Origin of the sequence: Domibacillus mangrovi, from assembly GCF_001906925.1 — a bacterium.
Lineage (GTDB): Bacteria > Bacillota > Bacilli > Bacillales > Domibacillaceae > Domibacillus > Domibacillus mangrovi.
Map to the genome: position 1 here is coordinate 39,381 of NZ_MRWQ01000002.1, position 25,457 is coordinate 64,837.

Annotated in this window: 24 protein-coding genes; 5 read left to right on the forward strand and 19 right to left on the reverse strand. The window is 39.2% G+C overall.

The features are described 5' to 3' along the window. Window positions 1–10 precede the first annotated feature (10 nt). The gene (locus BLL40_RS02965) at window positions 11–394 is read right to left on the reverse strand and encodes a DUF302 domain-containing protein (RefSeq protein ID WP_073710438.1); all 384 of its coding nucleotides are present in this window, start codon (window positions 392–394) and stop codon (window positions 11–13) included. Window positions 395–790: 396 nt separating this feature from the next. Here BLL40_RS02965 and BLL40_RS02970 point away from each other — a divergent pair, with 396 nt between their 5' ends. Further along, window positions 791–1,237, forward strand: a complete 447-nt coding sequence (locus BLL40_RS02970; RefSeq protein WP_073710439.1) for an OsmC family protein — start codon at window positions 791–793, stop codon at window positions 1,235–1,237. Window positions 1,238–1,495: 258 nt separating this feature from the next. On the opposite strand, the gene BLL40_RS02975 is transcribed toward BLL40_RS02970, so the two are convergent. Together BLL40_RS02975 and BLL40_RS02980 are read right to left on the reverse strand one after the other, a co-directional pair. Continuing rightward, window positions 1,496–1,702, reverse strand: a complete 207-nt coding sequence (locus BLL40_RS02975; RefSeq protein WP_073710440.1) for a capping complex subunit for YIEGIA — start codon at window positions 1,700–1,702, stop codon at window positions 1,496–1,498. A gap of 4 nt (window positions 1,703–1,706) precedes the next feature. Continuing rightward, entirely contained in the window at window positions 1,707–2,624 is a 918-nt protein-coding gene (locus BLL40_RS02980) for a YIEGIA domain-containing protein (RefSeq protein WP_073710441.1), read from the reverse strand. 147 nt (window positions 2,625–2,771) lie between these two features. Between BLL40_RS02980 and BLL40_RS02985 the strand changes: the two genes are divergently transcribed. Next, window positions 2,772–3,116 (forward strand): four-helix bundle copper-binding protein, encoded by a 345-nt coding sequence (locus tag BLL40_RS02985; protein ID WP_073710442.1) that lies wholly within the window; start codon window positions 2,772–2,774, stop codon window positions 3,114–3,116. A gap of 813 nt (window positions 3,117–3,929) precedes the next feature. After that, the gene (locus tag BLL40_RS02990; RefSeq protein ID WP_073710443.1) at window positions 3,930–4,847 is read left to right on the forward strand and encodes a proline dehydrogenase family protein; all 918 of its coding nucleotides are present in this window, start codon (window positions 3,930–3,932) and stop codon (window positions 4,845–4,847) included. Between the two features lie 320 nt (window positions 4,848–5,167). Here BLL40_RS02990 and pruA read toward each other — a convergent pair whose 3' ends face one another. Next, a complete protein-coding gene (pruA, locus tag BLL40_RS02995) occupies window positions 5,168–6,715 on the reverse strand; it encodes an L-glutamate gamma-semialdehyde dehydrogenase (RefSeq protein ID WP_073710444.1) in 1,548 nt (515 codons plus the stop codon). A 266-nt stretch (window positions 6,716–6,981) separates the two neighbouring features. Between pruA and BLL40_RS03000 the strand changes: the two genes are divergently transcribed. Continuing rightward, window positions 6,982–7,920 carry an AEC family transporter gene (locus BLL40_RS03000; RefSeq protein WP_073710445.1) on the forward strand — a complete coding sequence of 313 codons (939 nt, stop codon included), beginning with the start codon at window positions 6,982–6,984 and terminating at the stop codon, window positions 7,918–7,920. A gap of 240 nt (window positions 7,921–8,160) precedes the next feature. Here the strand turns inward: BLL40_RS03000 and BLL40_RS03005 are convergent, their stop codons facing one another. Then, window positions 8,161–8,913 (reverse strand): hypothetical protein, encoded by a 753-nt coding sequence (locus BLL40_RS03005; RefSeq protein ID WP_073710446.1) that lies wholly within the window; start codon window positions 8,911–8,913, stop codon window positions 8,161–8,163. Window positions 8,914–9,126: 213 nt separating this feature from the next. Between BLL40_RS03005 and BLL40_RS03010 the strand changes: the two genes are divergently transcribed. Then, a complete protein-coding gene (locus tag BLL40_RS03010) occupies window positions 9,127–9,423 on the forward strand; it encodes an antibiotic biosynthesis monooxygenase family protein (RefSeq protein WP_073710447.1) in 297 nt (98 codons plus the stop codon). A gap of 268 nt (window positions 9,424–9,691) precedes the next feature. On the opposite strand, the gene BLL40_RS03015 is transcribed toward BLL40_RS03010, so the two are convergent. The 14 genes from BLL40_RS03015 to BLL40_RS03075 all read right to left on the reverse strand — a co-directional run bounded on the left by BLL40_RS03015 (window position 9,692) and on the right by BLL40_RS03075 (window position 25,349). Then, complete coding sequence (locus tag BLL40_RS03015) at window positions 9,692–10,315, reverse strand: AmiS/UreI family transporter (protein WP_073710448.1); 624 nt, start codon at window positions 10,313–10,315, stop codon at window positions 9,692–9,694. Between the two features lie 207 nt (window positions 10,316–10,522). Next, window positions 10,523–10,699, reverse strand: coding sequence for a hypothetical protein (locus BLL40_RS17305; RefSeq protein WP_159434182.1), 177 nt, complete (start codon window positions 10,697–10,699; stop codon window positions 10,523–10,525). 113 nt (window positions 10,700–10,812) lie between these two features. Then, complete coding sequence (locus BLL40_RS03020) at window positions 10,813–13,119, reverse strand: LamG domain-containing protein (protein WP_216820179.1); 2,307 nt, start codon at window positions 13,117–13,119, stop codon at window positions 10,813–10,815. 24 nt (window positions 13,120–13,143) lie between these two features. Continuing rightward, window positions 13,144–13,500, reverse strand: a complete 357-nt coding sequence (locus tag BLL40_RS03025; RefSeq protein WP_073710450.1) for a N,N-dimethylformamidase alpha subunit family protein — start codon at window positions 13,498–13,500, stop codon at window positions 13,144–13,146. Window positions 13,501–14,129: 629 nt separating this feature from the next. Further along, entirely contained in the window at window positions 14,130–16,493 is a 2,364-nt protein-coding gene (locus tag BLL40_RS03030; protein ID WP_073710451.1) for a phosphodiester glycosidase family protein, read from the reverse strand. 432 nt (window positions 16,494–16,925) lie between these two features. Beyond that, window positions 16,926–18,356, reverse strand: a complete 1,431-nt coding sequence (dcuC, locus tag BLL40_RS03035; protein ID WP_073710452.1) for a C4-dicarboxylate transporter DcuC — start codon at window positions 18,354–18,356, stop codon at window positions 16,926–16,928. A 338-nt stretch (window positions 18,357–18,694) separates the two neighbouring features. Next, entirely contained in the window at window positions 18,695–19,615 is a 921-nt protein-coding gene (rihC, locus tag BLL40_RS03040) for a ribonucleoside hydrolase RihC (protein WP_073710453.1), read from the reverse strand. Between the two features lie 141 nt (window positions 19,616–19,756). Further along, window positions 19,757–20,656 carry a ribokinase gene (rbsK, locus tag BLL40_RS03045; RefSeq protein ID WP_073710454.1) on the reverse strand — a complete coding sequence of 300 codons (900 nt, stop codon included), beginning with the start codon at window positions 20,654–20,656 and terminating at the stop codon, window positions 19,757–19,759. 18 nt (window positions 20,657–20,674) lie between these two features. Then, complete coding sequence (locus BLL40_RS03050) at window positions 20,675–21,658, reverse strand: LacI family DNA-binding transcriptional regulator (protein ID WP_342743109.1); 984 nt, start codon at window positions 21,656–21,658, stop codon at window positions 20,675–20,677. A 320-nt stretch (window positions 21,659–21,978) separates the two neighbouring features. After that, window positions 21,979–22,710, reverse strand: coding sequence for an anti-sigma factor (locus BLL40_RS03055; protein ID WP_073710456.1), 732 nt, complete (start codon window positions 22,708–22,710; stop codon window positions 21,979–21,981). Further along, window positions 22,711–23,238, reverse strand: a complete 528-nt coding sequence (locus BLL40_RS03060; RefSeq protein ID WP_425429389.1) for an RNA polymerase sigma factor — start codon at window positions 23,236–23,238, stop codon at window positions 22,711–22,713. Between the two features lie 136 nt (window positions 23,239–23,374). Further along, the gene (locus BLL40_RS03065) at window positions 23,375–23,830 is read right to left on the reverse strand and encodes a COG4315 family predicted lipoprotein (RefSeq protein WP_073710458.1); all 456 of its coding nucleotides are present in this window, start codon (window positions 23,828–23,830) and stop codon (window positions 23,375–23,377) included. 24 nt (window positions 23,831–23,854) lie between these two features. Further along, window positions 23,855–24,157: a substrate-binding domain-containing protein gene (locus BLL40_RS03070; protein ID WP_342743110.1), complete on the reverse strand. Its 303-nt coding sequence runs from the start codon at window positions 24,155–24,157 to the stop codon at window positions 23,855–23,857. A 145-nt stretch (window positions 24,158–24,302) separates the two neighbouring features. Continuing rightward, on the reverse strand, window positions 24,303–25,349 hold the full coding sequence (locus BLL40_RS03075; protein ID WP_073710460.1) for a YeiH family protein: 1,047 nt from the start codon (window positions 25,347–25,349) through the stop codon (window positions 24,303–24,305). Window positions 25,350–25,457 lie beyond the last annotated feature (108 nt).

Sequence of the window (25,457 nt, forward strand, 5' to 3'; positions counted from 1 at the left end):
CAAAAGTGATTTACACACTTTTATCAATACAAGAAATAAGACGCTTTTCAATATCCTGTGCTAATACTTTGATTTCTTCATTTTGAAGCATCTCGATCATGGCAGTTGGTTTAGGCATCCCTATTTTTGTCCCTTCATGATCTTGATACACAACGATTTTACATGGCAAAAAGTAGCCTACAAGCAGATTCTCAGACAGAACACGCTGTGCTTCTTTTGGATTGCAGACTTCTAATACCGTATACGGGGTCTTAAATTCCATTCCCTTTTCCTGAAGCTTTGCCGTTAGATCAAAATTCCACAATACGCCGAACCCTTCACTCTTTAAAGTTTCTTCTAAAGACAGAATAGCTTGTTCAGAACTTTTCTCTGTTGATACCGTATAATCGAACATCTTAAATCTCCCCATCCTATTGATAAATTTTGGGTTTCAAAGTCGTAAACCCGAACACATCTCTTATTCCCAAAAAAGGATCAGATAAAACCTTCACCTAAGTGTACACTATTTTTACGTATTTCGGTTATATGTATGGTGAGAAAGTTCATGATAATACGGATAAAGAAGGCACCCAGAATTTGATCTCTTACATAGATCATTCTTATTTTACACCGACTCTAACAGCCCCTTCTCCAAACAAGTCGCAACCAATAATGCTTTTTCTTTTGCCTCAAATATGAATCTTTTCTTCGTTTGTATGTGGGCTCTTATATTCGCTGCCTATATAACGGTTAATTTTTCATAACTGCGGCAAGATACATAAGCAGCACCTATGAACAGGAGGATATATAGATGAATGTAAACGATACAATGACGTTTCACGTGACAGGCATAACAGAAAAAATGAAAACGACTGTAAAATCAAAACAACATGAAATTATCATTGATGAACCGCCTATTTTGGGTGGGATGGATGAAGGGCCAGACCCGCTTTCTTATCTTTTGGCTTCTTTGGCAGGGTGCGAAAATATAGTCGCTGCTATGACCGCACGGGAAATGAACTTCGATCTGCAGTCAATGAATTTTGATGTAAAAGGCGAGTTTGATCCACGGGGGATGCGAGGAGAAGCAGGAGTACAGGTCTTTTTTAAAAAAGTATGGTTCAAAGTAAATGTCGCAACAAGTGAATCGGCAGAACGGATCGCTGAACTGAAAGAAAAAACAGATGCCCGCTGCCCCGTTCTGACCATGATGAAAGCAGCTGGTATTGAATTAGAAACGGAATGGGTTAAAGAATAACATACTGATACGAAAGAGGACTCTCTAAAACATGCTTCACATTCCGGTTATGTTTTAGCAAGCGTATTTGATTTTGCCCGAATACCATTTTACTCTATCTCATACCCCTGCCCATTTTTTTGCGTTTATTTACAAAAACCGTTTGGAATATCTAAACGGTTTTTCGGATTGTCGATACTAGATCAGGCACTTTTTTAAGGGGGATTTTATGAAAAGCGACGGACTTACCGACGGACTTACATAGCCTAGTACCTCATTTTAATCTTTAAGAATTAAGAAAATTCCATTGCTTGTTTTGGTTACATCTCCTTTCACGGCCTTAGCGATATCGAGCATAATTTGTTTTTGCTCCTCCTCATTTTGAGCTTCTACAACAAATGAATTACCCCCAGAAACTTTGTGATGAGCCAATGTTACAGCCGCAATAATGTTGTTCGTTTCCTTCTGGGCACTCTCTCTTCCCATCTTTTCACTCTCCTGACGTTACATTCGTGTCCATGAGTGCATGACTTTTCTTAACTGATTCGAGCAAAGGTGTTTTTTTTACTGCTTCTATTAGCTTATTTATGTCCCGAATAAGCGGAACGATAACAATGATTGTCTTACCGCTTTCAAAATCTTTACGGGTATAGTGATATCGTTTGACACCGATGGCGCGTGTAGCTTCAAATAAAATGGCTTTTCGTTGCCCGAAATTGTCTAACGTGATCCGATAATGCTCTTCATTCGGTTCAATCGTTACTGCGAAAGCTTCTTTCAGAAGCATCTTTTGTGCATTATCCGTTCCAACTAAGTTGCTAATAAAGATTCCATCCACAAACAATTCAGATTCCTTTACTTCAATTTGGCCTTCTTTGATTATTGCGATATCTTCAACTTGTTTACCTTTTGAAAATCGCTTCAAAAGGAATAACACAATAAAACCCGTGATTACCCCCAGCCCAATATCTAATATCAACATGGGCGGTTTGTAAATCTGCATAGCAGCAGCCGTAGAAATAGAGACAACTAATGCAAAATAATTACGAGATTCAAATGTTTTAGCAATACCATCGATATACGCGTCTCCTCTAGGTGTAAATTCTGTATTCTCTAGGCTTTTTAAGCTTTCCTGTTCTGTTTTTCTAACATCTCGGAACTGTTGGATAGCTAAAGATAAGAATGTGACCGCCACCCAATTACTCGTCATAAGCGCCGGTATAAATACTGCCCCCAGCGTGGAAGCAATGAACCCAATTAAAATGTGAATCATGTAGCCATTCGGATAGGATGGATATTGTCTATAGTCCTCTTTTAAAACGAAGATCCTAGCCAACGTTCCCATAACCATTGCTGTCAGGATTAATGTAATATTATCCGTTGAAATAATTGATTCTTGACCACCCATTAACAAACCTCCTTGCAACTTATTTACTAATAGTTAGAGTGGACTTACTTTTCAAAAAGTAAACCTACCGGAGACAGATTAATTGGATAAGAAAAAATTGAATTGGAGAGAATAATACTGATTAAATTATATTGGAGGTTTTAATAAATGGGTGTATTGTCGACATCACCAACTAATATGGATCATTGTATTGAAGCATGTGTAAAATGTGCAAGAGCTTGTGAAGAATGTTCGGTAGCTTGCTTACAAGAACCAGATGTTCAAGCAAGAGTAAAGTGTCTTCAAACACTAAAGGATTGTGCAGAAATTTGTTTACAGTCCGTGGCTTATATGGCAAGGAACAGTGTATTTGCTACACAACATTGTCAGCTATGTGCTGCTATTTGTGAAGCATGTGCGGTGGAATGTGAAATGTTCAAAGATGACCATTGCCAAGAATGTGCTAAAATTTGCCGTGAATGTGCAGAAGTTTGCCGAAACATGGCTTCTTAACAATCCATTTTCTGAAATAACCAAAGCCCCTACTAAAAACAGTAGGGGCTTTGGTTATTTAGTTTATTACAATAGACTACGGCATTCTGTAATACATGCTTCCAAGTCTCTGGATGCATGTTGCATTTTTTGTTTAGCATGGTCATGAGCCTTACTCATCGCATTGTTCAAATGAGATAATGCACTTTCACATTCTGTAATACATTCTTGAAGGTCATTCTTATTCATTCGGAACAAACCCCTTTCTATAATGATTTAAACAAGACGTATTGTGTGTTATTTAAACCTTTCTTATTCAATTCCCATATAAAAGAGGGTTTCTCTGGTACAATGCTCACGCTGCACGGAAGCCTAATAGTTGTTTATATATCGTATTAAGTGTAGCGTCACATGCCCATAAAGCTAAGTTAAAATCATATCCCAAAACGAAAAAGTGCTATGCTTTTTGTATGTTAGAATTTGTAACTTTCAGTATATGAAATAAGAATAAACGAAAGATCTGGGAGCTACAAACAGAAAGGGGAAAAGGGACAGAATTTCTGATCGTGTCTACGTATGATGTATTTCCAAAAGATATGCCTTACTTCGATCAAATTTCCTTCAACTTACGGTCAGAAAATCCTCTTTTAGCCTAATACTTCTTTGTTCACTAGCATCTATTGAGCAAGAAAGGCCCTAAATGGTCTCCTTCATGCATATACATATACAACCGAAAATAAGGATCACACCGAAAGAACATAACGAATAATTTTTCTAAGTTGTCCATTATCAAACCATCTCAAGAAAATCAACGATCATTAAGGGGGAGTATCCATGTTAGCAAAGGTTTCAAAAAATATATTTCTCTACGCTTCACAAAACAAAGCCTTAAATACGGTCGCAAAGAAATGGGGCCTTAAATTTGGCGCGTCCCAAGTAGTAGCTGGAGTAAACATAGAGAGCGCGATCAATCAAGTTCAGCGATTAAATGAAAAAGGACTTCTCTGTACTCTCGATCATTTAGGAGAATTCGTTTCAAGCCGAGAAGATGCACTAGAAGCGACCGTATGTAATACAAGAACGTTGGAAGCCATTGCAAAGGCCGGCGTCAATAGTAACTTGTCGGTTAAAATGACCCAGCTTGGTTTAGATATCGATCGGGATTTCTGTGTCCAAAATATGCATCGAATTCTGGACACAGCTAAATATCACAATAACTTCGTCCGAATCGATATGGAAGATTACTCACATTGCCAAATTACTTTAGACATCTTAAAAGAGCTGCGTGAAACGTATACGAATGTCGGGACCGTCATTCAAGCTTATTTGTTTCGAGCCGAACAGGACGTGAAAGAGTTGAAAGGCATTCCTCTTCGTCTAGTAAAAGGAGCATATAAAGAATCTTCTAAAGTGGCTTATCAGGAAAAAGAAAAAGTAGATGAAAATTATATGAGAATTATTGAAGAACATTTATTGAGCGGAAGTTATACAGCGATTGCGACTCACGATCATCATATCATTTCTAAAGTGAAAGATTTTGTGCAAAAAAATGAGATTAATCGTGATCAATTTGAGTTTCAAATGCTGTACGGTTTTAGAACAGAGATGCAAGTAAGCTTAGTTCAAGAAGGATATAAAACTCGTGTTTATATTCCCTTCGGCGACGACTGGTTTGGCTATTTCATGCGCCGGCTCGCTGAAAGACCTCAAAATATCTCATTTGCGTTGAGAGGTTTTTTTCTAAAGAATTAAAGTGTTCGTAACTACTGCCTAACCAAAGGGGATAAGCCACTGTTTATCAGCAGGTGCTTATACCCTCTTTATTGAATTAAGTGAATCTTCCATCAGCCGAGGTTTTCTGTCCTCCCCCACTGATGGAAGAGGAACTCACGTAAAGAGCGCCGCGTCCTGCGGCAATACCTGAGTGAACAGGCTCTGCCTGGCCCGAACCAATCGGGCCTTTACGGGCAGTTTGTCCCCCACTTATCCTTTTTCGATTTCTCTAATTGTTGAAATGGGGGTCTTACTGCCCATTAATCTGCGATATAAGACTTTTGCATACCTCTTTCCCCTCAAAATGCCTCCGTTATGGTCTGTCCCTGCATATGGAGAAGCAAGTAATCCGGGCTTCCCGCTTTTGAATCTGTTCCCGACATATTAAAACCGCCAAATGGCTGATAGCCAACGATTGCGCCTGTGCACCCTCTGTTAAAATATAAATTGCCCACATGGAATTCTTTGCGCGCACGGGCGATGTGATCGCGATTATTGGAAAGTAGCGAGCCTGTTAGTCCGTAATCTGTATTGTTTGCAATCGTCATCATATGATCGAAATCCTCCGCTTTGCATATAGCAACGACCGGACCAAAAATTTCTTCCTGCATAAGACGGTCTGTTTCTTTGACATCCGCAAAAATCGTTGGTTCAATGAAGTAGCCTTTTTCAGCATTTCCTGTTCCACCTGTCATCAAGCGGCCTTCTTCTTTGCCAATTTCAATATAGTCCATAATTTTTTTGTACGCTTTTTCATCAATAACCGGTCCCATATACGTATCAGCTTGTTCAGGGCTGCCTATAATTAATGTTTCGGTCAGTTCAACCACTTTTTTAAGCACTTCATCGTACACATCCTGATGAATGACCGCACGGGAGCCTGCTGAACATTTTTGACCGGTGAAGCCAAAGGCAGAATAAACAATGGATGAAGTAGCCAGGTCAAGGTCAGCGTCACAGTCAACAAGAATCGTGTCTTTTCCACCCATTTCCGCAATGACCCGCTTCAGCCAGATTTGACCTTCCTGTACTTTTGCCGCCCGTTCATAAATACGGCAGCCGACAGCACGGGATCCCGTAAACGATACAAACCGTGTTTTGGGATGCTCCACAAGATAGTCCCCGATTTCAGCGCCGCTGCCCGGAATATAATTCAAGACGCCGGCCGGAAGACCCGCTTCTTCCATCACTTCCACAAATTTTGCAGCAATAACCGGTGCTGTCTCGGCCGGTTTTAAAAGAACCGTATTGCCAGTAACAAGCGCAGCGACAACTGTTCCCGCCATAATCGCCAGAGGAAAGTTAAAAGGTGAAATGACGACGCCAACGCCAAGAGGAATGTAATTGAACACATTTTGCTCACCCGGACGGCTGTTAACCGGTGCGCCGTTTTTCAGTTCAAGCATTTGCCGTGCGTAATATTCAAGAAAATCAATCGCTTCTGCCGTATCCGCATCTGCTTCTTTCCATGGCTTCCCTGCTTCTTTTACAAGCCAGCTTGAAAATTCATGCTTCCGGCGGCGGATGATCGCGGCGGAGCGAAATAATATGTTAGCTCGGTACGCCGCGTCTGTTGTTTTCCATGTTTCAAATGCTTGAAGCGCCGCCTGCATGGCCTGTTCCGCCAATTGTTTGTCGGCCATCGATACAATACCGATTATTTCGGCTTTTTTTGCTGGATTAATGGACTTTTCTTCTACGTTTGACACGATTTTTTCACCATTAATGACAAGCGGGTATTCTTGTCCAAGTTTAGTATTCACATAAGTAAGCGCTTTTTGAAAGGCCTTTTTGTTTTCTTCTTTCGTAAAATCAGTAAAAGGTTCATGCGTATAAGCTGTTACCATGAAAATCCCTCCAAATTGATTTGATCCATGCTGATGAAAATAAATAGCTTGTCTACAATGAGCCTATTCCTTCTTATCAAGGAATAGTATTCGAAGTTCATCATTTCAGAGCGAAAACACGATTTACCTTATGCATGATTCATTTCAAGGAATGGGCTCTTCTTATTTTCCCTTCTTGCGCAAAACCCCTGTTACTTTTTGTTGATTAGTGGTACTATTTTTCCTGGAGATTTTTCGTTAAATTATGCAGATAGGTAGGTATCCATATGGAACTAAACGTCGTTATTCAATCAATCGCTATTATATCCTGTATGATCCTTATAGGGGCCATCCTCTCAAAAACATTCAAATTCAACGAAGACACAAGAGGAGTTTTCATTAGTTTAATCGTGAATGTTGCCATTCCATGTATTATATTATCAAGCATTTTTCACGTGGAGATGAACGAGAATATATTTAAGATGATTGTCCTCGTTTTTTGTTTATCCATCTTGATCAATCTGATTGGAATCGGTGTTGGATGGCTACTTGCGTTTGTTTTTTATCGTCAATCCGCAATTAAAAGAGAGTTGGCCTTACTATCAGGTCTCGGTAATACAGGATTTATCGGCATTCCTTTATGCGCTGTACTTCTTGGCCCTGAAGGTGCACTTTATGCGGCTATTTTTGATGCAGGAATGGACTTTACGACCTGGACGGTAGGAGTATTCATGCTTCAAAAGAATAAAATTTTTGACATTCAAACATTTAAATCCGTGATTAACATACCGATTGTAGCCATTGTAGCAGGATTAGTCATTGCTTATTTTCAATTTACCCCCCCTTTGCTGGTCATTAACCTTGTTGACCAATTAGCAGCAATAGCAGCACCGTTAGCAATGTTTTATATCGGTGTTCTCGTCATGACGTTACAAGGTTCAAAAGTGAAAGAATCCGGATCGAAAGTATGGATCCCCCTGACAACTAAGCTACTAATCCTTCCTGGAATAGTCGCATTCCTCATGCTCTTTTTAAAGCTTGAACAGACAATTATGCAAACCATCCTCATTCAATCCATGATGCCGACGCTGACACTGGCATCCATCCTGTTTGCGAAATACTCGGCAGACGAAAATCTCGGTGCTATAACGACTGTCCTCTCCACACTATTAGCATTATTGACCATTCCATTTATGATCTATTTAGTGAATGTATATGTATTGTAGATTCTCTTATTCAGTCAAACGTCCAAGTTAATAATAGACGACATAAAACCCTTTGAACACTAAAGGGTTTTATATTGTCATTAATTTGACATCAACTCAAAGCAAACTGCTTCACAATCCCGATAAATTGGCAATGGCGGGGAAATCAATCTGCTAATTAATCTGTATATCTCGTATTTTCTAAATGCTTATTCGGGAATGGAGAATAACATCAGTATTCACTGAAAAGAAATTGTAAGATTATTTTCTAACAATTTTTGATGGATTGTTTATTTTAAACGATGCTGGCTCATCCAATATAAACGCTTCTTCCACTTCTTTCCCTTTTGGCAATTTCTTTTTCACAATTTTTCCGTCAAATTCAATTCTTTCTCCCAGTTGCAGTTCCACTTTTTTCAACGTCTTACTGTGACTGCACCAAGCAATACCAACGTCAATTGGATTTTCTTGATCAATTTGAACTTGATCCAATACGACGACTTCATCGTTTTCCTCATTGAAATGATTCCAACTCAAAGCAAACTGCTTCACAATTCCTGTAAAGTGAACCTTTTCTACCGGCAATTCAAGTTTTGGTCGTTCAGCTTTCTTTATATTTTCTGCTTTCGGTTTTTCAGCTGGCCGTGTTGAAGATAAGGAACGTTCTTCAGCATCTGCCTTATTTACTTTGTCTTCTTTCCCGAAATTGGATGATTGCATATCTTTTAAGTAATCCGGTAAAATGCAACTTAAATGGCCATCTTGAAATTCAATCACAAGCGTATTAAATGTCTTTGAAACACCAAACTCCTCGTATCCTTTAATCGTAACAAGGCGTTGATAAGTTTTATCTTTGTACCAAAATTCTTTTTTTACTTCTTTTGTGGAGGAAAGCCCCCACTCTCTCACTTTTTCTGCATAATGATCTTCATCTTGAAACAGTTGGTACTCTCCTTTTGGAGAAATATAATGTGTTAAATCGGACTCTTCGATATGAGGATATGTAATCGCCATAGTCACACTTCCTTTCTTTTTTTAACTTATAATAAAAACGGCTTCATTTTATCATGTTTCTTCTATAATACATGCTGAGCGGCTTCAAGAAAACCAATTGAAGCAACGACACTTTTATAATTTCAAGAACAACGAAGCCATTTATCAGCAATTTTCATTTTCTTCTATTACACTAATCAGTAATGGTATAATTTTAAAAAAGGAGGGTACTGCATGATATTAGAAGCTATGATACATCACGTTAAACGCGGAATGGAGATAGAATATGAAGAGGCTTTCCGTAAGGCATCCCTTATTATTTCTTCAATGAATGGTTACATATCTCATGATTTACAGCGTTGTATGGAAGTTGAAGGGAAGTATTTACTCTTAGTAAAATGGGATAGTTTAGAGGACCATACAATTGGATTTAGAGAATCACCGGAATATCAAGAGTGGAAGCAGCTATTACACCATTTTTATGATCCTTTCCCAACAGTAGAACATTTTGAAAAAGTGAACCTATCATAATACATACTTATTGTTCTAACGGGGACATGAGTTCGAGAGATCGAAGTATAACGTTCAACTTAATGAAACAGCCGTTCATGAAAAAAGCGAAATTATATTTTCCAATTGACTCGAAATGAAGTTCCTATACAGCTGGATTTGCCTGTCCAGTAAGTGCATAGAGTGAAATAAGCCCCCATCTTTATATAAAACGGGGGCTTATTTTACACAGCATAATTTGAAACAAAAGAATTATTATTGGCTAAACTGGAATGCAGACAGGCATACGTTAAGCTCCTGATTTCATTTCAGAAGCTTTGGAAGATATAGAGGGCTTTACGGACAAATACGCAACTACGAAGAGGAGGATCGCGATTATCGTTACCGCCCATGTTGTTTTTGGCCCTACTTCATCCCACTGGCCAATTAAGATTAGAAAAGCAGGAATAGTCGCAGTCATCCAGGATTGAATGAAGGTCACCCAGCCAGTAAAGATAGCAACGTTCTTCTTTGAAGCAAGTAATAAGTAAAACATTGTCCAAAGAAAAGCCCACATCGACCAAATGATGCCAAACTTCACATCGTGAAATTGGAAAAAGCTTACGCATGCATAGCCTACTGCAAGGATGGCCACCCATAAGGAGTACCAGCCTACGCCCGAGGTATCAAGATTTTTCAGATTCGTAATACCTACATAGAGGTACGTTAGGCCAAATAGAAAAATACCAGAGGCATTAAAAATGGTCCAAGAATCCCCATTCGCTGTGAATATTAAATAGAATGGAGAGATCACTTGTATAGAACCGACAAAGAGATTAAACACTCCAGCGCTTTTGCCGTCGATTTTACCTAACAGCATTAAACTGTTGACAAATAATACAGCTCCAACATACAGTAGCCCAACCGAGTTCACCTTTTAACCTCCTTCGTTCCGGATCCTTACGAAAGCAACCAATCGGACAACTGCTTGTTTTCTGCAATATCCATTTCACAAGCTCATCGCTTAAAATCTTCCCCTCTTCCGAACGGTTCAGCTTCCTTCCATTCCTCAATAATGTAAGAAAATCCCCTCATAAAACAATCATTGTCTTCAGATAATAACTATAATAAAATGCAGACATCATTTAGTGGATTCTGGTGTGGTAATAGTCTGAAAAGGGATAGAATCAAACATTTTTATCTCGGCTTTTTGATTACAAAATTGACAAGTACCTTTACATTTTTTCATTTTTTCTACGTGAGGAGTATGAAGATGTTTTAGCCCTTCTTTACCATGCTTCTGACAAACTATGACCATATTATACCCTCCCTTTCCGTTCTAAATAGGATGTGAGATATGAAAGGATGAAAAGAAAAGCAGCCAAGACTTTCTTAATAAAAACTTGGCTGCTTTGACTATATCTGTACTATTTAATTATTAACTTTATCTAATGTTTGCTCTGCTAGCCCTAATGGCAATGGTTCCTCTGACAAGAAGCGCTTCAATACATTCTCGGTAAGACGAGATATATTATTGTCATAATTATTGTGAGATAAACTGCCGCAATAGGCAATGGAACCGGTCGAGAAAACAGCACCGCCATTAGGGGTAGGGTAATAGACCATATCTGCTCTCACTTTTGGATTTTCTTCTCCCCCAAGGCCCGTAATATTAAAGTACAATTCTTCCGCTACCGGCACATACACATTTGTGTGACCTTCTGATGAAGCCAGAATGACCGCATGTGAAGGTGTCCCCAGCTCTTCATCGAAAATATCCAATTCTAATCCAGCAGCTCCTCCGCCCACTAGACCAAAGTCTCCCAGTATTTCATCCATTTCAATACCTTCAAACACCCAATCTAAATTTGAATTAAAGCTGTCTTCTGAGCGGCGGTAGTAAGATGAAACTTCAAATCCTTCAGCCATATAGCCGACTCCGCATATTTTTTGAGGTGCTCTCCCCCGGTGCTTCCAAATGCTTCCTTGCTCTCCTGTAATACTTAAATGAATTTCACCTGGTTTTGATTTCCATCCTTGGTTTCCGTAATTTTTTCTAACTTCCATCAAGCTTGGGTTTTCGGGATCAAAGGTAACAACCCAATAAAATCCATTCGAGCCCATATACATAAAGCGGCCGCCGTTACTTTGGAAGTCTTCAACTGCATCTAACATAGGGCCTGAGAAATATTCGGGATGGGATCCAGTGATGGCCACCGTATAGTGATTGAGCAGTTCAGCTCCTTCAAAATGAAGATCTTGGTCGGTAATCACATCAAAATCAAATCCTTTTTCCGTCAACCAGTCAATTAAATGCAGATCTGCATTGAATTGCCATAGGGAAGGGGATAAATTATGACGGTATTTCGGTCTCATATTTAAAATCGGGCGTAAACTGGATGAGAAGCAGACCCCGGTTCCGTCATTATGATGATCATAGGTGGACAATCCGTATTCAGCGTGTTCACCAAGATACATATCTTCCTGCTGTACGACTGGAGCCCGTCCGAACATCAACTGTGCAAGTGGAATATCTTGAAATCTATTATTTGCATAAGCTAAATAACTCGCAGTAGGCAGGATGAGTACCGCTTTCGCAGTCGGTTGTCCTTTTTTAGGTCTGACGAAAAAGGTTATATAATCTTCATTATCATCTTCCGCATAAACATGCGCCGCGTACACGCCACTTTTCAGATCATCCGGTACTTTCCACTCAAAATCCACCTCCCACTTTGCATCTGTCATATCATCATCATGGAAATGAATGGCTGCATATTGTTCCGGAGCATGAGTGAAATTTTGTTCCTCCGATGTCCAGTTATAGCCTGTTACAGCACGTGTTGGATGATTCACCGTTTCACCGTGGAGTTGATTGGGAGAAGCATCATACACTTTTTCCAGTTTCTTAAACCCTTTGCCTGTCATTCCTTGAGCGAAATCCCATGCAGCCACTACTCCGTCACCGGTAGGATTGTCAATCCATGAAACCATTTCTTCTTTACTTAATGACATATTAGCCATACGCGGACGATCAATTTTCCCATTGTAACGCCATATGACCTTATGTTTCCCGTTTGTTTTTTGATCAAAGAGACTTGCGATCAAAAACGGAGCTTCAGTGGACGCATATGCTTGAACAGTCGTTACTTTTTCATTACGCGCATTCATGTGATCGATCCCATAAGGAAGGGAGAAACGCCCATTTGTTTTACTTATATTGGCTTCTTGGAAGACGGTCAATTTTCCACTTTCCGCATCAAAGGAAGCGCCTACAAAATACCATGTTTGCGAAACTAACGGCTGGTTCGTACTTACTTTTTCAACCTTCCCCTCTTTGTCTCCAATCCATACTGCTAGACAGCCTTTTTCATCTATAAATAATCCATAGCCGGAATTTTGATTAGGTGACCATTTAGTCAGGATTCCCTGTACGCCTAATTCTGGCGTTGTTGGAAAGATCATCGCTTGTAATGAAAAACTGCGAATATTTTCAAAAGGGGATTGGTCGTCGAATTTGACGTAGGACCCCATATAGATGTCTTGTTTTCGGCCCTCGTATTCTTTATCCACATCCGCATTTATTTTATTGATTTTTAAGCCGGGGCCCTTAGGATCTGAATCTCCGTGAATAAGATGGACCATATCTGTTCTATATTTCTTGTGATCACTGCTCACCATGAATTTTATACGTTCACCAGGTTGAACACTCATTTGATTTGTATAACCGGTAATAGCCATGATATCTCTCTCCTTTATGAATGTTTATTTAATTAACACACCGTGTTTTTCAAGCCTTTTAAGGAACAATGCATGTTCTGCTTTTTCTCGCGTATCATAACATTCATCTGAAAATACAATATAGGGAACTCCGCGCTTCCCAGGATGTGCGCCTAAACACCAGGTTTTATGGGGCTCTGTACAGACAATTAAGTCCTTGCCTTCGATTTCTTCATGGTTTCTTCTGAAATAATTCATCACCTGGCTCAATGCGTGGCTATGTCTGCCAACTGGATTTTTCCGATGCTCCTCAATTAACTCCTTTGTAATTAGGGGCTTAATGTTACGTTCAAGAATTCGTTTATCTGTTTCTAAATAAGCTTTCTTTGCCTGTTCATTCAAAGTAAACCCTCCTTTTTAATTACTCTCTTTCTTTACCTATCTACTGAATGATAGAAAGAATTTTAAAAATAATCAGTCTATTTTATTTAGGTTTCGGGCGATTCTTTTTAAAACTCCACTCATCCTACAATAGGTCACTTCCTTTCCTTTCTTAACGCCCTTACTTTCTAATATGCAACATTTGTGCCAAAATAGATAATGAGTTGCAAAACAAAGATTTTTTATAATGATGAAGAATATTACACCTATGTTATTTATTGATTTCCCGCTAATAATCTAGCTTTTCTGGCTCTTGTAAATAAGATTTGCATTTTCTTTATTAAAATTTTTATATACATGCACATTTATATGTATTTCATTATATTTTTGTTTAGTAAGTGTTAAAGTGTTCAGTTTTTGTATTGAACAATAATTGAACACTTTTTAATTTGTATTGCAATTGTTCGATTTTAATTAGGCTGATAATCAATATAAAATGGCCTCTGCTGCATGGCTTTTTTCCGTTCACTTTTTGACAGAATTCGTTCTAGTAACCGTTCTTCCATATCTAGCCGAAAAGAGAACATCAGTTCTCTACCGTTCTTTAACAGCATACAATTGATTTCTAAATAAAAGAAATCCCTCTATTATCACCAGAGGGATTGTTTGTCAAGACCGCGTTTTAGGAAAATACTGAAGTCGGCGCGTTTGATCGGTTCGGCTGGGCGGAAGCTACCATCTGGGAAACCAAGTGTGATGCCTACTTCAGCGAGCGCATTGATCGAGCTGTATGAAAATGTGCCGGATGGGTTGTCCGGGAAGTAACTTTTTGTTGTTTCAGGGAGTTTCAATGCCCGCTTTAAGACAGCGGCCATTTCCGCGCGGGTCAGTTCCGCCTGCGGGTCAAATTTGTGTCCGGTGCGGCCAAGCATAATGCCGGCTTCTGCAACAGCTGCAATGCTGCCGAACGATGCATATGTTTTAGGTACGTCAATGAATTCTGGATCTTTCACTCGATCAACCGGCAAGTTTAGCGCCCGTTGAATCATAATCGCAGCCTGCACGCGCGTTAATGTCGTTTGCGGCTTAAATGTGCCATCTGGAAAACCGCTAATAATCGCTTTGTCAACGAGTGACGCAATGTCTGCTTCAGCCCGGAAGCCGACCGGTACATCGCGGAACAGCTCTTCTTTATAAGACGTGCCGTATACCGATTTCAGCGCATCGATATACACGCCCGGTTTTGTAACAGAAATAGAGGTGAGTTTCATCCAATTGCTCTGAACCGGTACAGATACGTATTTCCAGCCATTCCATGTGACTGTACCGAATGAAGCAGTGTGCGCCACGCCGTTTACATCCAAAATCGTACCAGTCACCTCTGTATGATCCGCCTGTCCGTAAACACGCATACTCATAAAACTTGGACTATTTGCTAGTGTAATAGGCTGAGCTGCGGTGACCGTACTCTCTATTTTCAAAGCGCGGCTGCCGTCATACGCTACGTTATAGACAGATGGTACGGACCACGTATTTGTTTCAAATGAATCGAGCAAAACCGCTTTGTTTTCCGGTGTTGCTTTGATAGTGACCGGCAACTTTACTTCTGCTGTGCCTTTTTTCACCGAAATGTAGCCTGTGCCCGCTTTCGTTGCGGTAAATGTCGTTCCCGATACGGTGCCGACGTCTGATGTAATCTGGACATTTTCCACTTTGATCGGATTGCCGTATTCGTCCATGATGGATTCAATGATAACGGTCATCGATTCACCGATGATCAGTTCCGCATCCGTTGATTTTTTTGCGTGAATCGTCGTCGGTACGCCTTTTGGCGCCGTAGTCACGGCCATTAAAACGGTTGACACCCGACGTTCAAATCCGAAGTCCGATGGCTTGTTTTGGATCGTCACCGTAAAATCACCCGGTTTACGCGCAAGCATCGTCGTGGAGCCACCGCCATCCATGTTCAGTGCCCGGTCATAGCCAAGTGATTGAATGTACGTAGCAAATTCTACTAAACTCATGCCGGTGCTGTAGCCAGGCTGCCGCCCATCGACCGTAATGAATGCCACATTGTCTCCTGTTTCATCAATGGCAACCGCGGTACGCGGCGCCTTCTCTCGCGCACGTGCACTGTTTGGGTCCATGCTAAGCGCCACTTTTCCGTCTTTGACGAGCATCGGCCCGCTGCCGATCATAAATTCAGCATTCTGCCATTTTTCATCTATATTCGTGAATACCGAAACTGTATCGCCAATTTTCATGTTAAGCAGCGCTTCTGTTTTCGTGCCATGTGCGGACAACACAAAGCCGTCTGCTGGGATTTTTGCGCCAGTTATTTCCCCATACGGCCGGAAGCCAACGACTTTACCGGTTAAGCTTTCGCCAAAATGCAAAGACGGATCGGCTCCTGCTCCTGACACAATCACTTCATATCCATATGGATTCGTGGCCGTTATGCCATCTGAGAAATTCGGTGTGTACACCATCATTGAATTCAGACTCCGCTGTCCATTATGACCGGCGATCGTATCTGTTTCGCCACTGTGCGTATATGTAAAAGTAGTCGTGTAATCATCAATCTGTCCTTTGCCATTTTTGTTCATGCCGAACGCAAGCGGAATATTGACAAATTGATCTATTCCCGACTCGATTGTGCCGCCATTGACAAGATGGTTGTCGATCGCAACGAAGTAAAGCGGCATTGGTTGACGGCTGAAAAAAGATCCATTAATCGCCCCGATAACTTCATTCCCTTCCTGACTTGCTTCAAGCGCTTGCTTCGTTGTCTGGATTAATTGATTCAAAGGATTAGGCATGCCCGCTTTGATTTTCGTATACGGATCGGTCGCATCAATCTCCATGACTCTGATAGATTGCTTCGTTGTCTCCTCTTCTACAACCTCCGTATAGGTTACACCATTTGAAATCGCAAACTCGTCTATCACGGCTGCTGATGCGAGTGACGGGGAAAGAAGTACTAAAACTAGCAGCCAGATTCGAAACCTTTTCATGGAAAAATACCCTCCTTTTTGAAGCTAGTATAACATAGTTAAAGCAGGGAATTTGATAGATTTATATCGTTTAAAGAAGAATAAAGGAAAGCAATCGATACATTCGAGGTCGAACCCGAGTTTATCTTTCAATTTATTCACGATCGCAACCGCTATTTGAAAAAACACTTAGTGGACTTTGATTAAAAGAGTTCTCGCCAATTTATTCTACGAAAATCCATTATTTATCACCCTGACATTAACAAAAGAAAGCAGAAAGCCACTTGGCTCTCTGCTTTCTTTTATATAGCCGCACTTACTACTCCATGCAAACGTTTAGACCATTTAACTATTTAACCGTAAATAGTTTGTTATATGAATTAATATATTTTAAGTTTTTGATGAAATTTATTCACCTGGTTTTTAACCATACTTTAATTTTCATTAAGTTTTTCACAAGAATAAAATCATTGATAATACGAACATAAATACTACCCCACCCAACATTGGAACGGATGTTCTTTTAACAATCTCTATCGGATCGACTTTTACTGTTCCTGCCACAATCAATACAACTGCTGCAACAGGAGAAACGGCTCTGAAAAGGTTACCGGCTAGCCCCATCGGAACAGAAATGGCAATTGGGCTAATACCAGCTGCTTCAGCAAGAGGTACGACTAAAGGCACCATAGCCAAAAATAGAGCAATACCGCTTCCGCTTAATAAAACGATAAGAGCTGTTAGAGCTACTAATATCAGAGGTAAAATAAAGTCAAATCCCTGTCCTTGATTATGTTGCATCAATGCTTGAATTTCATCGATTAGTCCAATCGATTTTAAACCTGTTACAAAAACGGATGCAGCAACCAATAGCGCTACAATTGGAATTGCTCCGCCCATTCCTTTAAAAAAGCTCTCTGTATTTTCCAAAACCTTTTTGTCACCTTTATATCTAATTAACTCACAAAGGATCGCAAGAATTAAGGAAGCGATTGTGGCGATCTCAACACTAACATTGATCGCTGTACCTGTACTTAATTGAATTCCATAAGAAGCTAACAATAAAATAATAGGGAAAATAGGAAGTATGGCATATACTGTTTTATACAGTTTACCTCCTGCAATTCCAAGATCATGATCTGCCACTATGCTCTCATCATTGTTTTCAATTCCATTGAATGCCAACTTTTTATCCATTCTCTTTTGCCAAAAATAATGAACAATCGCTATAAAAATTAACGTAGGTATCGAAACTAGCGCATGATATTGAAAGACATAATCGGTTACACTCATATTAGCGAATAGTGCATGTTTTGCTAGTTCTTCTGCTATAGCTACATTGTCGCTTCCTAATGGTGTTGGAATAATTGTTGCTGAAGTAGCAATTATAGCTGAAGCAGTCAACGTTGACATTCCAGCCTTTTTTAAAACAGGATACAATGTAGCCAGTAATATAATGGCTAAGTTAGACGCGCTAGGAATAACGAGAGATAGTAAATTCCCTAGCAAAAAGACGACTGGAACTAATACATACACTGACTTAAATTTAGATATTGGCTTTGTGATCACATTTACTGTAACATCATTTGCCCCAATTGCGGACATATAAGCCGTATATCCACCCAACAATAGGATAATAAAACCTGCGGCTCCAAACGTATCTCTAAATTGTTGGACAATTACTTGCAAAGGATCTAATAAGAAAGAGCCGGTTGATTCGAAATCTTTAATAGCAATTTCTTTCCCCATGCCAAGACTAATGAATATAAGGACAATACCCATCAAAAACAAAGTCATTTTTATATCCATTTTTTTAATTAACATATAAATAACTACTGCAACGGCCATAATTGCAGAAGCATACATGACGAGGTTAAGTGTCATTAATTTTTTCTTCCCTTCTAAATTGAATGATAAAGCTTATACGCTCTTATAAAGTGAAACTTCATTCAGTGGGGGTTAGGTTCACAGGATGTGAATCATGCAGATGTTGTCACAGGACGTGACGATCTTAGTCTGCGTTCCGCCCATCCCCCATTGAATAAACAGGAACTCAGATAAAGAGCGCCCCGTCCTGCGGCAATACCTGAGTGACCGGCTTCAGCCGGCCCGAGCCAATCGGGCTTTTACGGGCAGTGGATCCCCCACTAATCCTTCTTTTCTTTTCGAAGTCTTGAAGTAGGGGTCTTACTACCCGTTAATGCGGGATAAAATAAGTATCATTAAATGCACTTCTTCAAACTTTCTAATAACCACTCTTTAAACATTTGCGGATTTATATCAACGCAAACTTTTGCGTTATTGGGTTTTCCTAAATAGCCTTTTAAGTCCACTACAGTACAACCTGTAGTCAAGGATCCGCTTAGTTCTACATCTACAAAAGTATCCGTTACTTCAAACATTTCCGGTTTTAACAAATAGGCAATCGCACAGCTATCATACATTTTCAATCCTGTTTTCATGCTTCCGCCTCTATATTTTTGGAATAATTGATAAAGCATTTCCCCTGTTTGATTCATGTCTTTTAGTTGGGCGCTATCTTCAGGGTAAACGAGCGCTTTCAATCCAACATCTAGTCCCACCATAACGATAGGCAAATTGCTTTGAAATACTATTTTTGCTGCTTCCGGATCAGCGAAAACATTAAATTCTGCCATAACCCCTGCGTTCCCCCTTGTCGTGGAACCCCCCATTATAACAATCTCAGCAATATTATCTTTTACTTCCGGATAAAGTTTTAATAATAAAGCGATATTGGTTAAAGGTCCAATAGGAACAAGAGTAATCGGTTCATCACTCGACATAATGACTCGATGCATAGCATTAACAGCATTTTCTTTCAAGACGAGGTCATTCGTTGGCTCTTCAAAATCATAACCATCCATGCCACTAGATCCATGTATGTCACTAGCATCAATAGGAGCTTTAATCAATGGTCTATCCGCTCCTAAAGCAACGGGTATGTCTTTCTTAAAAAACGTAAGCAATCGCAAAGCATTATATGTCACCTTATCAAGACCAACATTTCCAGCAACTGTTGTCATTAATCGAACCTCTAATTCCTCACTGTAAAGAGCGATTGCGATTGCCACTGCATCATCAATTCCAGGATCTGTATCAATAATAATTGGTTTTTTTATCATGTTTTTTCCTCCCAAACTATATTTAGTAAGCGATGCCAAATGTAATGAAAACAACAGAAAAAGGATTACACAAAGATCATAATGGTACATTCATTCAGACAATGATGGAATTCATTATCTGTATGATTTAATGCTTGAATTTCATATAGACTTACGGACCTCTTCTTTACTTATAAACGCTTCAACCTCTTCCTTCGTAGGCATCCCCGTTTGCGCTCCAAGTTTCATTGTTGATAACGCGGCCACTGCATTTCCGTAATGACAAGCAGCTTTCAATTCAAGTCCTTTACTCAGTGCAACTGCTAAACCACCGTTAAAAGAATCTCCTGCTCCTGTCGTATCAACTACAGTTATGCTGTATGCTGGAATCGTTACTTCCTCACAACTATCATAAAAAGAAACACCCTCGCTTCCTTTTGTAACGATTAACTTGTTTTTAAAGTTTTTCCCATTAATACCTTTTTGTAAAAGCTCTTTCTCATGTTCATTTGGGGTTACATAATCAATCATCTCAAGAAGACTATTTGGAAGCTCTTGAATCGGTGCTGGATTTAAAATGACCGTCACTTCGTTTTCCTTTGCAATCTCAGCTGCCTTTTGAACCCCCTCTAATGGGATCTCCAACTGAAGAATGAGAATATCACTATTAGCAATGACATCCCGCTTTGATTCCACAAACGGTGCTGTCACATGATTATTGGCCCCTGGTACAACAATAATATTATTATCTTGATTTGAAACAATAATTGTAGCTGTTCCAGTTGAATCTGTAACCGGTTCCACATTGCTTATATCAACACCTTGTTCACTCAAGTGTTGAAGAAGATCATCACCAAAACGATCCTTACCGATACAACCAATCATTTGAACTTGTGCTCCAAGTCTTGCCGCTGCTACAGCTTGATTTGCCCCTTTTCCTCCAGGATTCATTTGAAACTGGTGACCTCTAAGTGTTTCACCCATTTTAGGCAGCTGATCCGTAATCGTTACTAAATCCATATTAATACTTCCAACAACCGTTATTTTTGGGGCGTCGATCATCCTTTTATCCTCCTTATATTATGTTGAATGTCTCTCAACCAATCGAACTTCCAGTTCATAAAAGGTTTTCTCGACTGGTTTTTTCTCTATTAAATGAACGAGCATTGTCGTTGCTTTTTTTCCTAATTCATAGATAGGCTGCACAATAGTTGTGAGTTCCGGCACTGTTGCTTTAGATAAAGCGATGCCATCAAATCCTATAATGGCAATATCTTCAGGTATTTTCCTTCCAAGTTGATGAGCTGATTTAATCGCACCAATAGCCATCGTATCATTCGCCGCAAATATACCATCAATTTCTGGATGTAGACGTAAGAGTTTGTTCGTCGCTTCAATTGATGATTGCATATCAAAGTATCCGTTCACAATGTAACTTTCTCTAAACCATGGTTCCCCACTTACTACTTCCTTATATCCTTCACAACGCTCATCTGCGTTTGTAACCCCGAGTGGACCCCTTATGTGGGCAATTTTTTTACACTCTTTATCTTTTAAAAAACGGGTAGCCGTTTGCGCCCCTTTTTTATTTTCCACAACAATTGTTGGTATTCCCTGGCTGATTTCGCGATCAATGCTGACGATCGGTATATGAAGCTTATGAATCTGTTCAGCGCTCAACGTATTTGAGGAAACAATAATTCCATCGACATACTTTTGCAGCAACACGTCCAAGTAGTGTTGCTCCTTTTCCTTGTTTTCATCCGTGTTGCATAAAATAACACTATACCCAAGCTCCGCAGCTATGTCCTCAACAGCTCTGGCTAACTCCGGAAAAAAAGGATTCATGATATCTGGCACTATTAACCCAATTGTCTTAGATTGTTTTTTAAACAAACTTCGCGCTACTTCATTTGGCTTATAATTCAACTCTTGGATAGATTGTTCTACTTTTTTCCGTGCACTCTCGCTTACATATCCTTTGTTATTTAATACTCTAGATACAGTGGCAACAGATACTCCTGCCTGCTTTGCTACATCCTTAATGGAAACCAATTTTTTCACCCCATTTTCTTAGGTAACCGGTTACACAACCAGTTTACTTTCCTTTTAATTGTTTGTCAAGTTAGTATATAACACTTCCTTTATCCCCCTGTGATAATATCCAGAATGAACAAGCCGATTGTTCCTTTGCTAAAGAACAATCGGCTTTTATAAGTAGTATGCAGGACGAATAATCCTTCAAAAGTGAAATATGAGGAAGTAAAGTGAAGCAGCACTAATATCCGTACCGCTCAACGTTCTTCAATAGTTTTAAGTATTTATCCATAATAAATTAAAGAGCTCCGTAAGAATGGGTCTATATGGACTAACCCGTTTTTGTTTTATAACGACGACCCCATGATCTTTTTGCCCCTTGGCTGGGAGCTGTATTGGTCGGGCTCCAAGGTAATACCGATTTGATCAAAATGAAGGTTTTGTGCAAGCTGATAGATTAACATACCTTCCCCATTCTTCCCCGGCTTAAAAATCCCGGCATTCTCCCGCTCGCCGTTTTTTAACAGCCACACTTGGTACACTTCTGAACCTTCCAACCGCGGCAAATTATTGACTTGTACAACTAACCTTTTCGTCTCACCTTGCTGCAAAATAAACGCATAGCCATTTGTATCTTTGTTCTTTTGCTCGGTACCTTGTAATGAAAGTGTTGATAAAACCTCAACGGGAACAGAGTTTATTTTTTCACCATCCCCCAGATCATTTTGCCATTGAATAGTAAAAATTATCAAACCCATAATACACAACATGATTCCGGCTACTACAGGGGTAAACTGTTTTTGAAGAAAGATGCGTCTTTCTTTTAACTTTGCCCCGATTATCTTCCTAACACTTTTTTTATCGTTCTCGAAAACAAAATTCATCACTTCTGCCTTTAAGGATGCAGGAACTTCTTTCTCTTCAAAGTCCAATTGCAATGAATTCCATATTTCCGTCATTTGCTCATACTCCCTTGAGCATTCCCTGCAATGCTGCATGTGCTCGGTGAATTTTCTTTTTTCTTTTGCATCTAACTCATCCGCTATAAATGAAAGCAGGTTTTCACAGTCTCTGCTCATTTACAAATCCCTCACTTCCAAATGCTTCTTTATTTGCTTGAGAGACTGGTGAAGCCTGCTCTTAATTGTTCCCACCGGTTCATTTTCCATTTTCGCAATTTCTGTTAACGAATAGCCTTTCCAATACAGTAAATCAATTAACCTTTTTTGTGAAAAATTTAACTTATTTTTTGCTTCAGCCACTTCACTAAAATTGACTCTATTTTCAATTTCATTTTTCGGATCCGCTATTTCACTTGACCAACTGTGATTTAATTCAGTGTTGTTTTGAGTATGAAGACTGTCTTTACGTATATAGTCCACACAAACATTACGGGTAATAGTTAGAAGCCAATTGACGAAATTTCCTTTCAATGGATCATGATTGCTTTTTGTCGTCCAAAGCTTTAAAAAAACTAATTGAACAATTTCTTTTGATTTATCTTCATTGCCATTTGTAAATTTAAATACAAAGCTATAAACCAATTTAATGTAGCGCTCATAAAGTTCTTCTAGGGCAGGACGATGCTTTTTGTTTACTAAGATCATTAACTCGTCATCACGTTTTGTCTTCAATCGCACCTGCACTCCTTAGCATTGATATCATTTCCTCTATCTTACATCTTGCATATGAACAAGGAAACAGGAACCATCACTGCTGTGAAAGTTCCTGCTATCTTTGTATTTATTTAAATTCGGTTTCACTGTTGACAGTAAACCAAACATCTTTTACGCCTTGTCCGTTTACGTCACCTTCTACTTTATCTTTCGCAAAGTAGTAAAGAGGATAACCTTTATATGTTACTTGCTCCGCTTCAGTATCTTCTCTTTTAATTGTTTCAAAGTCTTCTTTGTCAAAATGAGCCGGCACTTCAAATTCCTTTTGTGTAAATGGAGGCCAGTTTGCTAAACAATCACCCGCACAATTGCTTTTCCCAGGTTCGTCTTTCTTAAAATAATAGAGCGTCATTCCCTTTGAATCAGCTAGATAGTTACCTACTTCTTCATTTTCCATCAATTGAATATTTGCGACTTTTTCCTCTTTAACAGCGGTTTCCTTTACAGTTTCTTTGTCTTCATTCCCACAGGCAGCTAAAAATATAGCTGCAAACATTGAGACAACCAACATCCATTTTTTCACTTTAATCTCTCCCTATATTCGTTATTATTTCCATCCCCATTTTTGAAAAACCTGATGCGAAGATTCTGTTTTTAAGTATTCAATAAACTGTTTTGATTCTTTTTTATTATCGGAAGTGCTTGTGATACTTATAGGGGTTCCCCGATATAGCTTGTCATCCTCTGAAAATCGGACTAGATCCGTTACGTTTTTTAGCCGGTAATGCCAAGATTCGTATGTAATCCAAGCATCGTATTTTGAATGAGCCTTCCAAAGCTCAATCGCCTCGGCACTTGTTTTCATAGAAACAACAATATTACGTTCAATCCCAGAAATAAGCCGTTTTATTCATTTCCATCTCCCCCTTCTTTTAGGTTTTTTATCTGTCTCACTATAGGTAACGAGCTAATTTGCAAAACGGTTTGCGACAATTTATCTTTTTCCCCAAAAATTTCATCCAATAGATTGTACGCAAGCTTTCTCTGTCTTTTGTTTAACTAATAAAATAAGCTAAAATAGAAAGACATATAGAAGTAATGCTCATTGCGATTAATGGTTTTAATGCTTTCGTTCTGAGATCTCTCAGACTTACATTTAAACCGAGGCCAACCATTGCAGCCGTTAAACACCCTGTAGTCACAATAGAAATGCCATTCAAAAATTTATCTGAAACTGGAATGGATACATCCAGTACATAGCTCCCTATAATACTCATGATGATAAAGCCGATTAAAAACCATGGAAATTCCACCTTCGTATCAGCACTTTTGACTCCTGAATTTTTCCTTTTTATGATATACATGAGGATAAAGCACAGAGGTACGAGTAAAAACACCCTTCCTAGTTTTGCAAGCAAGCCTATGGCTAGTGCGTCTTGACCTCCCGGTGCTGCTGCTAAAACGACGTGTGCAATTTCATGTAAGCTAATCCCCGCCCAAATACCATACTCTATATCTGATATTGGTAAAAAAGGGCGTAATATCGTATAAGCGATCGCAAAAATAGTTCCTACTAATGCAATAATTCCAACGGCAATCGCCGTATCTTCATCTTTTGTTTTTATAATAGGTGCAACTGCAGCAATTGCGGCCGCACCACACACACCAGTGCCAATTCCAAGAAGAAGCGATATATGTTTATCTGCTTTAAATACTCTGGCTAGCCATACTGTTAACAAGATAGCAAAGATGATTACACCTATATCTCTAATGAGCAGCCCTAAACCATCCTGTAGAACGGTACTTATATTTAGCTTAAGGCCATACAAGATAATCGCAAAACGCAATAGTCTTTTCGAGGAAAATCCTATTCCTGAACGAAGCAGTTCAGGGTAACCAAAAAATTGTCGATACAATACAGCGATGACAATGGCTGATGCTAATTGACCAACATGATCAAATCCAGGTAATGTTGTTAATAAGTAACCTAGCATAGCAATCATAAAGGTAAAACAAATCCCACCAATCCATTGTTGAAAAGTGGCTGATTTTTTTTCTAAATAAATGTGCTCTTGTTTCGCTTTAATATATTGATTATCCATTTCACTACCTCCATATTATTTCCAATCTCAGAATAATCCTCTTCTAACTATAAGTAAAATAATTATTTTATATACAAATCATAAGTAAATTGTTATATTTTTTAAAAA